This window comes from Paraburkholderia madseniana (genome assembly GCF_009690905.1).
Taxonomy (GTDB): Bacteria; Pseudomonadota; Gammaproteobacteria; order Burkholderiales; family Burkholderiaceae; genus Paraburkholderia; species Paraburkholderia madseniana.
Genome location: NZ_VOSW01000197.1, coordinates 1 through 7,028 on the forward strand (window position 1 = coordinate 1; position 7,028 = coordinate 7,028).

Annotated in this window: 7 protein-coding genes; all 7 read right to left on the minus strand. The window is 62.6% G+C overall.

What is annotated here, in order from left to right; genetic code table 11:
• Positions 1-19: 19 nt before the first annotated feature.
• The 7 genes from FSO04_RS44535 to FSO04_RS44565 all read right to left on the minus strand — a co-directional run bounded on the left by FSO04_RS44535 (position 20) and on the right by FSO04_RS44565 (position 6,853).
• Complete coding sequence (locus FSO04_RS44535) at positions 20-1,663, minus strand: HAL/PAL/TAL family ammonia-lyase (protein WP_154567707.1); 1,644 nt, start codon at positions 1,661-1,663, stop codon at positions 20-22.
• A gap of 54 nt (positions 1,664-1,717) precedes the next feature.
• Positions 1,718-2,509, minus strand: coding sequence for an ABC transporter ATP-binding protein (locus FSO04_RS44540; RefSeq protein ID WP_154567709.1), 792 nt, complete (start codon positions 2,507-2,509; stop codon positions 1,718-1,720).
• Between the two features lie 34 nt (positions 2,510-2,543).
• On the minus strand, positions 2,544-3,299 hold the full coding sequence (locus tag FSO04_RS44545) for an ABC transporter permease (protein WP_154567711.1): 756 nt from the start codon (positions 3,297-3,299) through the stop codon (positions 2,544-2,546).
• Positions 3,300-3,314: 15 nt separating this feature from the next.
• Positions 3,315-4,037 (minus strand): ABC transporter permease, encoded by a 723-nt coding sequence (locus FSO04_RS44550; protein WP_154567712.1) that lies wholly within the window; start codon positions 4,035-4,037, stop codon positions 3,315-3,317.
• Positions 4,038-4,130: 93 nt separating this feature from the next.
• Positions 4,131-4,955: a transporter substrate-binding domain-containing protein gene (locus FSO04_RS44555; RefSeq protein WP_154567718.1), complete on the minus strand. Its 825-nt coding sequence runs from the start codon at positions 4,953-4,955 to the stop codon at positions 4,131-4,133.
• 326 nt (positions 4,956-5,281) lie between these two features.
• Complete coding sequence (locus FSO04_RS44560) at positions 5,282-5,962, minus strand: methyltransferase family protein (RefSeq protein WP_154567714.1); 681 nt, start codon at positions 5,960-5,962, stop codon at positions 5,282-5,284.
• Positions 5,963-6,013: 51 nt separating this feature from the next.
• A complete protein-coding gene (locus tag FSO04_RS44565) occupies positions 6,014-6,853 on the minus strand; it encodes an arylamine N-acetyltransferase family protein (RefSeq protein WP_154567716.1) in 840 nt (279 codons plus the stop codon).
• Positions 6,854-7,028: the final 175 nt, after the last annotated feature.

Below are 7,028 nucleotides of genomic sequence, written 5' to 3' on the forward strand. Positions count from 1 at the left end.
GTGGCAGTAACGGGGGTCGTCACCCGGGGTGGGCAGTTGCCCGGCCGCCGTGGGCCGCCGCGTCGCCGCCAAGCTTCCCCGCCGCGCCAACGCTCGTCACGCTCGCCAATGCGGCGCGAGCTGCGTCGCTAACCGAAGCGTCCAGCCCGGGCCGAATATTACCCGGGTTTGGCAGCGGCGGCGGTGTTTCGTCGGCGATGATGCGAAACGCGATGCTCATGTCGTCCGCGAGCGGCCGATCGTCGCGATACGTCGGCACAGCGCGGCGTATGCGTTGCCAGAGCGCATCGGTGTGCGGCGCGCGCGGTGCGTCGATGCTTTGCAGATCGTAGGCTTGTGCCGCCGCCAGCAATTCGATGGCGATGATGCGCCCGGCGTTGTCGACGATCTCCAACGCTTTCAGCGCAGCGGGCGTGGCATGGCACAGGTGGTCTTCCTGCAGACCGGATGTGATGCCGCCGTCGAGACTCGCGGGCATCGCGAGGCGCCGGTTCTGCGCGACCAGCGAGGCCGCCGTGTACTGCGCGATCATGAAGCCCGAACAGGTGCCGCCCGGCTCCGCGAGAAACGCCGGCAAGCCGCTCACGAGCGGATTGACGAGACGGTCGAGACGCCGCTCGGCCATCGCCGCGACTTGCGCGATCGCGGTGGCAAGGCTGTCCATCGCCAGTGCGATCGATGCCCCCACCGCGTGCGCCTGCGAATAGACACGTGGCTCTTCCGGCGTGCCGGCGACGATCGGGTTGTCGGTAATCGACGCGAGTTCGCGATTGACCACGTCGGCGGTCCCAGTGAGCACGTCACGCGCGGCACCATGTACGTGCGGAATGGTCCGCATGCTCAGCGGATCCTGCGTGCGCTGGCCGACCACCGCGGCAAGAATGCCGCTATCGGCGAGCGCGGTACGCATGCGTTCGCCGACCAGGTTCAGGCCCGGCGAAATGCGCAGCGCCAGCGAGTCTTCGTCGAAGGCCGCGAGTTGACCACGCAGATTCTCGAAGCTCATCGCGGCGACCACGTCGGTCCAGTCGAGCAAACGGGCGGCGCGCGACAGCGCCAACGCGGCGAGACCCGTCACGCACGGCGTGCCGTTGACGAGGCTTAAACCCTCCTTCGCGTCGAGCACCAGCGGTTCAAGGCCGAGCAGTTGCAACGCATCGCGCCCTTTGAGACGCTCGCCGCGATAGCGCACATGCCCCTCGCCGATACAGACGAGCGCGATATGCGCCATATGGCTCAGATAACCTACCGAGCCGAACGCCGGCACTTCCGGCAGGCAATCGGCATTGAGCAACGCGACCAGTTGATCCGCGACTTCGAGGCGAATCCCCGAATGCCCGTGTGCAAAATTGTTGACGGCCGCCGCCATGATCGCGCGCGTCTCGGCAACACCGAGCGGCGCGCCCACGCCGACCGCGTGACTCATCAGAATATTGCGCGACAGCGTGCGCTGTTCGGACGGCGACACGATTACGTCGCACAACGCGCCGACGCCGGTATTCACGCCATACGCGCGAATCCCGCGCTCGACGATCTGCTCGACAAGCACGCGTGCCGCCCGGATACGCGAGCGGGCATCGGCGGAAAGCTCGAGCGGTTCGCCGGCGGCGATAGCCGCCACCTGAACCCAGTCGAGAGGACGATCGGAACGGATCACGGCCATGATAGTGCTCTGTGCGGTGAAGTAACGAAGTGGCAACCAGCCAACGCTGATCGATTAGTTAGTCGTGCGATCCTGGTGGCTCGACACGAATTGGCGGAAACGGTCCGACTTGCAGTCGACGAACACTTCGTCCGGCGTGCCGTCGGCTTCCACCTGACCTTGATGCAGGAACATCACGCGATTCGACACATGGCGCGCGAAACCCATTTCGTGCGTGACGACCAGCATCGTGCGGCCCTCTTCGGCGAGCGAGCGCATCACGCGCAGCACTTCGCCGACCAGTTCGGGATCGAGCGCCGAAGTCGGCTCATCGAACAGCATCACTTTGGGATGCATCGCCAAAGCGCGCGCGATCGCCACGCGCTGCTGCTGACCGCCGGACAGATGTGCGGGATAGTGGCCACGCTTTTCCGCAAGACCGACTTTTGCCAGCAGCGCTTCCGCTTCTTCAACCGATTCGGCGCGGCTGCGCTTTTGCACGCGCATCGGCCCTTCGATCAGATTCTCCAGCACGGTCATATGCGACCAGAGATTGAAGTTCTGAAACACCATCCCGAGTTGCGAGCGCACCCGGTCCACCTGGCGGCGGTCGCTCGGTTGCAGCTTGCCGTCGCCGCGCCGCTTCATTTTCAGCTCTTCGCCGCCGAGTGCCACCGAACCGTCATCCGGCGTTTCAAGCAGATTCAGGCAGCGCAGAAAGGTGCTCTTGCCGGAGCCGCTCGCGCCGAGAATCGAAATCACGTCGCCTTGATGGGCGTCGAGCGAAATGCCTTTGAGCACGTGATGGTCGCCGAACGACTTATGGATGTTCTTGACCGACAGTGCAACAGGTGCCGTAGCGTTCATGGGATTCTCCAGATTCTGCAAGATATGCGATCGTTCAGGGCGCGGCGCGGCGTGCTTCGGTCGTGGACGAAACCGGCCGGCTCGGCGAGCTTTGTGCGGGCGCCGCACGCAGATGGCGCGACAGGCGCGTCTCGAGGAAGCCGAGCAAACGCACGATGACGAAATTCAGGAACAGATAGATCAGCGCGGCGCAGATGAATACTTCCGTGGTGCGATACGTTTGCTGAATGATCTGCTGCGCGACGCCGGTCACTTCCCACACGGTAACGAGACTCGCGAGCGCGGTGGATTTGACGAGCAGCACGGCCTCGGTCGAGTACGCGGGCAAACACTGACGCAGCGCAATCGGACCGATCACGCGGCGCAGCAGCGCGAAACCCGACAGGCCGATCGAATAACCCGCTTCGATCTGACCGACCGGCACGGCCATCAACCCCCCGCGGATAATCTCAGCGGTATATCCGGCGGTGCACAGCGCCAGGGATAAAACCGCGCACATGTACGGCTCGCGCAACACCGGCCACAGGAAGCTCTCGCGAATCACGCCGAACTGGCCCATGCCGTAGTAGACGAGGAACATCTGGATCAACAGCGGCGAGCCGCGGAACACGAGGATATAGGCACGCGCGAAACGGTTCGGCAGCCAGTGCGGCGACACGCGCATCGTGACGATCACGAGCGAAAGCAAGCCGCCGAGAATCAACGAGCAGAAGAACAGCCCGAGCGTGGTCGGCACGGCCGCGATCAGTTGCCGCAGCGTGTCGAGCAGAAAATCGAAGTCGAAATGCATGATGTCCGGTCCTCGTCAGTTGCGCGCGAAGTTGCGCTTGAAGGATCGGCCCACGCGCGCTTCGGCGTGGTTGAAGACCCGGTTCGAGATGCTGGTCATCAGCAGATACAGCGCGCCGCCCACCACGAAGAACGTGAAGTACTGATGCGTCGAACCCGCCGCCACCTGGCTAGCGCGCAGCAGTTCGGCCAGCCCCGTGACCGAAATCAACGCCGAGTCTTTCAGGCTCAATTGCCAGACATTGCCGATGCCGGGCAAGGCAAAACGCAGCACTTGCGGAATCAGAATGCGGCGCGCCATGGTCATGGTGGGCATGCCGATCGAACGCGCCGCTTCGAGTTCGCCGCGCGACACCGCGAGCACCGCCGAGCGATACACCTCGGCCTGATACGCGCCGGAAATCATGCCGACCGCGAGCGCGCCGACCACGAACGGCGGCACGCCGACAAAGCCGTCCGCGCCGAACCATTGACCAATCGTGGTCACGAGCGTCGAGCCGCCGAAATAGAACAGATAGATGACGAGCAGCTCAGGTACGCCGCGAAACACCGTGGTGTACAGGTCGCCGATCACGCGCAGCGTGCGAAAGCGCGACAGCTTGGCCGCCGCTACCAGCGCGCCGAACACGGCGCCGACAGCGAGCGCCGCCAGCGTAAGCGCGACCGTCATCAACGCTGCGAGCAGCAACACGCCGCCCCAGCCTTCCTGCCCGAAGCCGAGCATCTCTATCAGAGCCATTCCCTACCCCTCATCCATTACGGCGGATCGAACCAGCCGACAGGCGCGGTTTTTGACGCCGCGCCTGCCGTTACCTCTGAACGCTCAGGCGAATCAAGGCGTGACGTCGGTCTTGAACCACTTGGCGGAGAGTTTCTTGACGGTGCCATCGGCAAGCGCGGCGCTGATCGCGGTATCGAACTTCGCTTTCAGGTCGGCGTCCTGCTTACGGAACGCGAGGCCTTCACCCGGACCCCAGATCGGGCCGCCGATCTTCGGGCCGGCCATGATGATCGACGCAGTCTCTTTCTTGTCGACGTTAGCGGCGTAGTAGGTCACGTCGTCGAACGAGGCGTCGATGCGGCCGTTGGCCAGATCGAGGTCGCGCTCAGGCGAGGTTTTGTAGACGCGGATCGTGGCGACGTCCTTGAAGCCGTCGTTGATGAACTTGGTGTAGACCGTGCCCGACTGAATGCCGATGGTCTTGCCCTTCAGTTGCTTGCGCAAAGCGTCGACGGTGGGTTGATCGGTTTTCGGATCGCCCGACAGCTTGACGACGGCTGCGGTCGGAGCGGCCTTGGGCAGCACTTTCGCGTCAGTCACGGCGAACGTGGCCGGCGTGGCGGCGTACGGCTTCGAGAACGCGATGATTTTTTCGCGCTCCGGCGTGATCGAGATCGCGTCCATCAGAACGTCGAACTTGCCGGCCTGCAGACCAGGGATCATGCCGTCCCAGTCTTGCGCCACGAGATTGCACTGGAGCTTGATGCGCTCGCACAGATTGGCGACGAGCTCAGGTTCGAAGCCGCCCAGCTTGCCACCCGGCAAGGTCAGGTTCCAGGGTGCATAACCGCCTTCCAGTGCGATCGTCACCGTCTTCCAGTCTTTGGCCTGCACCGGTGCAGCGAAAATCGTCGCGGCGCCGAGTACGGCGCCCATCAATGCTTTTGCTAACGTCGTGCGCTTCACTTTCACGTCGAAACTCCTTTGATTGAGGAAACCGCCAAGCTGGGTTTTTAACTGCCGTCTAATTTGTATAGACAAGCTTGCATGAGTCAAAAAGCCATCGCAAGAGGATTTTTTCGAAATCGCCGAAATCATCGGGTAAGCCCCTATGCGCGACCGTGTAATAAGGCTTTTAAGGGAGTTTTGAAAGGGCAAAGACAATGCACCGGTCACCACCGGCTGCGCCAGCGTGGTGCGTTTTGTCTAGACAGGTTGGTGTGAGAAGAGCGAACGCGCTTCGAGTTGGCGCGTGGCGCGCCCTACCAGATGAACGGCACGAAGCGATAACGCACGCGCGTGGTGTAGGCGGTGTAGCCCTCGAGTTGCGCTGCCAGCACGCGCTCCTCGCGCACCGCGCGCCAGCCAATGCCGATCACCAGCAACGGCACGCAGGCAAGCCCCCACCACGAGCCGAGCAGCAAGGGGGTGCCGATGAACAACAGCAGCGCGGCCGAGTACATCGGATGACGGACTAAGGCGTAGGGGCCGGTGTCGATGACTTTGTGACCGCGGCTTGCCTGGATCTTCACGACGGGCGCGGCATAGCTATTCGCCCGGAACACGATCAGGCACATGAAAATGCAGACGAAGATACTGAGCGAGCCGAAACTCACCAGCCATACCGGCAGCGGTGCCGACCAGCAGTAGCGCATTGCATCGAGCGCCATCAGGACGAGCCAGGCGCTCCACATCACCGCCACGGCCACCATAAAGAAACTGTCCCAGCGACTTTGTTGCGCCTGAACGATCGGCGCGAGACGCTCGGCAAGCAGACCGGGATCGTGGCGCGCCAGCCAGAAGCCGACCCACAAACTCAGCCCGCCGGTCTCGATCAGATACCACCAGCCGGCAGGCCACGCGAACGTACCCGCGGCGCCGAACAGCAGCGCGCCCATGCATACCAGCCAGGCTGCTGTTTGCAGGACAAGGCGCGTGATCATGGCTGGTTCGTGCCCGCTGGTGGTTGTTGAAGTTCGCTATACGCGGCTGTCTCAGACGGAAGCCGTCGCGGGTGAGCGCACGCGCCCGAAAACGTCTGCCATGTCGATGTCGACCGTGTTCAGACCGAATTGATCGCGAAGGCAGGTTGCGAGTTCGTCCGGGCTTTTTAGCTGCCGCTCGCTGATGATCTGGCCATCCGCGGCGCGTTCGTTCAGTTGGTCGTTGCGCAAGGTCAGCCGCGACTCTGCCAGGACCCGGCAAACGATCAGATGATTCAGGAAGATCGAATCCGGTGCGGTCGAGGTGTACCAGTTCGAGGTCTCGTAATCGATCCACTCGACCGGGTGCAGGTCGAAACGGTAGACACGGGCCCACGTGTCATCGCGGGATTGGACGTCGAGGTAGAGCGCGTCGTTCGATGCATCGGCGAGGCGGAACGTGCCGAGTTGCGTCGGCTGCGCGGTGCCGGCGATCAGGCGCAGCGGTGCCGTCAACGTCATGCTGCCGAAACCGACATCGGCGATCCAGGCTTCGTCTTTGATGTCGACGCGCAACACCATGTGCGTGCGAGGGGGGATCGCTCCGGATTCGCGGCCCCAAAGGACTCGGCCCAGCAGGGGCGTTATGTTGAAGCCTAGCTGCGTCAGGACGTTCGCGAAGAGTGCGTTCTGCTCGAAGCAATAGCCGCCACGTTTTTGCGCGATCAGCTTTTGTTCGACTGATTCGAGATCCAGTTTTACCGCACGGTGTGTGAGCGGATTCAGGTTCTCGAAGGGGATCGCTCTGGGATGCAGCTTGTGGAGTTCCTGGAGCACTTCCAGCGTCGCCGCGCGAGGTCCTTTGTAGCCGATGCGGGTGAAATAGTTTTCCAGATTCACTGTGTGTGACATCGGTGTCGTCCCGGTATGGTTTTGGGCGCCAGGCAGCACTTAAGGCTTTCGCACTGCGGCGCGGCTTCGGAAGATGATCATAGCTTCTTTTGCTCCCTGCCCCGAATCCGGGCTCCGGCACCGGTTCGACATGGCCACAACCATACTAAATCATTACATTTATATTCCATTTAAT

Bases quoted from the DNA above. Each gene is read 5' to 3' on its own strand.
- FSO04_RS44555 (WP_154567718.1), bottom strand. From the start codon at position 4,955: ATGGGCGCCGTACTCGGCGCCGCGACGATTTTCGCTGCACCGGTGCAG.
- FSO04_RS44540 (WP_154567709.1), bottom strand. From the start codon at position 2,509: ATGAACGCTACGGCACCTGTTGCACTGTCGGTCAAGAACATCCATAAG.
- FSO04_RS44535 (WP_154567707.1), bottom strand. From the start codon at position 1,663: ATGGCCGTGATCCGTTCCGATCGTCCTCTCGACTGGGTTCAGGTGGCG.
- FSO04_RS44560 (WP_154567714.1), bottom strand. From the start codon at position 5,962: ATGATCACGCGCCTTGTCCTGCAAACAGCAGCCTGGCTGGTATGCATG.
- FSO04_RS44565 (WP_154567716.1), bottom strand. From the start codon at position 6,853: ATGTCACACACAGTGAATCTGGAAAACTATTTCACCCGCATCGGCTAC.
- FSO04_RS44545 (WP_154567711.1), bottom strand. From the start codon at position 3,299: ATGCATTTCGACTTCGATTTTCTGCTCGACACGCTGCGGCAACTGATC.
- FSO04_RS44550 (WP_154567712.1), bottom strand. From the start codon at position 4,037: ATGGCTCTGATAGAGATGCTCGGCTTCGGGCAGGAAGGCTGGGGCGGC.